The following is a 2,277-nucleotide window of genomic DNA, read 5'->3' on the forward strand; positions in this document are numbered from 1 at the left end:
CTGATGTAGTTTCGCACGTACCAACTGATTCTATTACTCTGATTACGGCTATTTCATGTGAGCATACTTCCGTGATACTATAATTTTCCATATTAATGCCTGAGTCCACAATTTGAGCAGTAAAGCCGTCCCTTCTTTTCTTTGACAGGTATTTCGATTTCACATTGGAAGCAATAAGCTTCAGATAGCCATTGATCTTTTTCTTCTTTTTCTTCGTCTTCGATTTTAAAAACGAGATATAGCATCGTTAAAAAACCAACTACTAAGACAATAATTAAAACTGAGAGCAGCGCGACAACTTTTAAAAAGTAATCCATGTTATTTAAATTTTTTAGTTACCATTGATCCAAGACAGCTTATAATTTTAGAAACCTCCTCTTTGTTCATTTTCTTTAAAGGTTTCTGTACTGGTGATTTATCACTTTGTAAAAATTCACCCAACCATTTAATATCTGCCACTTCGCCCATTTCTCACATGGCACGACCTTTTGGAGCGTCCTTAAGTGTGATAAAACTGCCTTGTGCTGCGGGTCTCTATTATTGAAAAAACCCCAATTGCTTTTTTTAGAATTAACAGCCTGAACAATGTTCTGAAGCTGTGATTTTGGTTTGTTATAATTGTCTATTGCGGAACCCGTTCCGGTGTAAACTTGTGGTGATTTAGTTGCTGTCATAATGTGCTTGTAGTATTTGAAATGTTAAGAAGTAAAATCCGGTTATTCCAAATCCGGTTTTTGTATAGAGATCAGAAAAGCCAATTACGAGTGCTGCACATCGCTTATGTTTCTCGTTTAATTCGAGAGCTTTCAATCGTATTTCTTTTTTCAAATCATTGATCTTTGCTGCATCGATCAATGTGTGCTGCAATGATCTCAAATAATTGCAAAATTCCTCTTGAAGCTTGTTTTTAGTTTGTGTTGAATGACCGACATAAACAAAATAATGTGTTACTTTTTTCATGATTTCTATGATTGTGTAATAATCTGCATTATTACCGTTTGCTTAAATATTTGATCCCGAGATCGGACTCGAACCGATGACCTTTTGGCGAATAGGATTTATACGTGTTTCAGAAACCTACACAGAACCAAACGCTCTATCCAACTGAGCTACTCGGGAAACCCGAATTAATTAAACCAATTTTGTTCTTGTAATAAATCCGAATATGAGTGCTACCAAATAGAAAAAAACGATTAATGCAGCAACACTCCATAAAGGGGCAAAAACCCAAACCCAACTCCAATCTATTTTATTTGACATTTTTAAGCTTATAAAAACTATAGTCAAGAAGAGCAATATTCCTAATCCTACATCGTCTGAATCGTCTTTAGTTGTACTCATTTGTTTTTGATTTTATGGTTATAAATTGTTTTGATCCTGAACTGGAACCATTCTATTTGATTCGCAATTACTTTCCGGTTAGTCCATATTAACAATCCCGTTAATAATATGACTGTGCTTAAGTAGATATTCATTAAACTGTAAATCGAAATTCTATTTTCTTGGTTCTGTTTTCTCCAACTTCAACAAACTTGAAGCCGCTGACGTAGGTACTGCCTTTAGTTCTGTTCTGCGCATCGATAATGATATCCATGCCTTCGTCAAATTCAGGTGAGTTGAAATCAGTGCGCATCTGGTTTAGCTGTATGATTTTAGCAGGGTTCAGCATTCCTGTCTTAATATTTGGTTTCAATAACTGATTAACCGCCTTGGTTAATTTGATTGCGTTTTCGTCACCATCAATCAAATGAGATCGTTATATTATGACCTATTGTAATGCTGCATGAGCCGTCCGGATGCGTTACAGTGTGGCTTTCCTGATCCAGTTTGTCAACTCCGTATATTTCTTTTTTAAGGCTCAAAACATCATTGAAGTTTGCGAAAATGGTGTCTACCAATTCAACCATGCTTATCTGCCTTTCAATCAGCGGATCAATGTTTTTAATTAAGAACTCAACCGACAATTCCTTATAAGCAACCTTATCTGCTCTTACTTTTTCTTTTTAAGCCTTTTGTTCTGCTGACAACTCAGCCATTAATTTTCGTTTTGCTTCTGTTGATAATTCTGATATTTTTAATGTCTCTGTCATGATTATTTCGTCTTTTATTATTATGTTATTAATATTGTTCGTTTGTAAAATGATTTTGATTAAAGCCTCCCCATGATGTGGCTTGTATTTTTTCGAGCGTGACTTTTATCTTAGCTTCGATGTTGGCAGTAATTTTATAATTCCTGACCTCATGTGGAAAATTATCTTTACTGAGTTGGGATAATAA

5 protein-coding genes and 1 tRNA gene are annotated in these 2,277 nt (G+C 35.0%); all 6 read right to left on the bottom strand.

The genetic code is table 11. The features are described 5' to 3' along the window. Nucleotides 1–92: 92 nt before the first annotated feature. Nucleotides 93–317, bottom strand: coding sequence for a hypothetical protein (locus KHA90_RS24915; protein ID WP_213308214.1), 225 nt, complete (start codon nucleotides 315–317; stop codon nucleotides 93–95). A gap of 343 nt (nucleotides 318–660) precedes the next feature. Continuing rightward, on the bottom strand, nucleotides 661–960 hold the full coding sequence (locus KHA90_RS24920) for a hypothetical protein (RefSeq protein WP_213308216.1): 300 nt from the start codon (nucleotides 958–960) through the stop codon (nucleotides 661–663). Nucleotides 961–1,013: 53 nt separating this feature from the next. After that, nucleotides 1,014–1,119: transfer RNA gene (locus tag KHA90_RS24925), tRNA-OTHER, on the bottom strand. Nucleotides 1,120–1,131: 12 nt separating this feature from the next. Beyond that, complete coding sequence (locus KHA90_RS24930; protein ID WP_213308218.1) at nucleotides 1,132–1,341, bottom strand: hypothetical protein; 210 nt, start codon at nucleotides 1,339–1,341, stop codon at nucleotides 1,132–1,134. 133 nt (nucleotides 1,342–1,474) lie between these two features. Further along, a complete protein-coding gene (locus KHA90_RS24935) occupies nucleotides 1,475–1,669 on the bottom strand; it encodes a hypothetical protein (RefSeq protein WP_213308220.1) in 195 nt (64 codons plus the stop codon). Nucleotides 1,670–1,739: 70 nt separating this feature from the next. Further along, nucleotides 1,740–1,907, bottom strand: coding sequence for a hypothetical protein (locus tag KHA90_RS24940; protein WP_213308222.1), 168 nt, complete (start codon nucleotides 1,905–1,907; stop codon nucleotides 1,740–1,742). Nucleotides 1,908–2,277 lie beyond the last annotated feature (370 nt).

Source organism: Flavobacterium psychroterrae (genome assembly GCF_018380615.1).
Lineage (GTDB): Bacteria > Bacteroidota > Bacteroidia > Flavobacteriales > Flavobacteriaceae > Flavobacterium > Flavobacterium psychroterrae.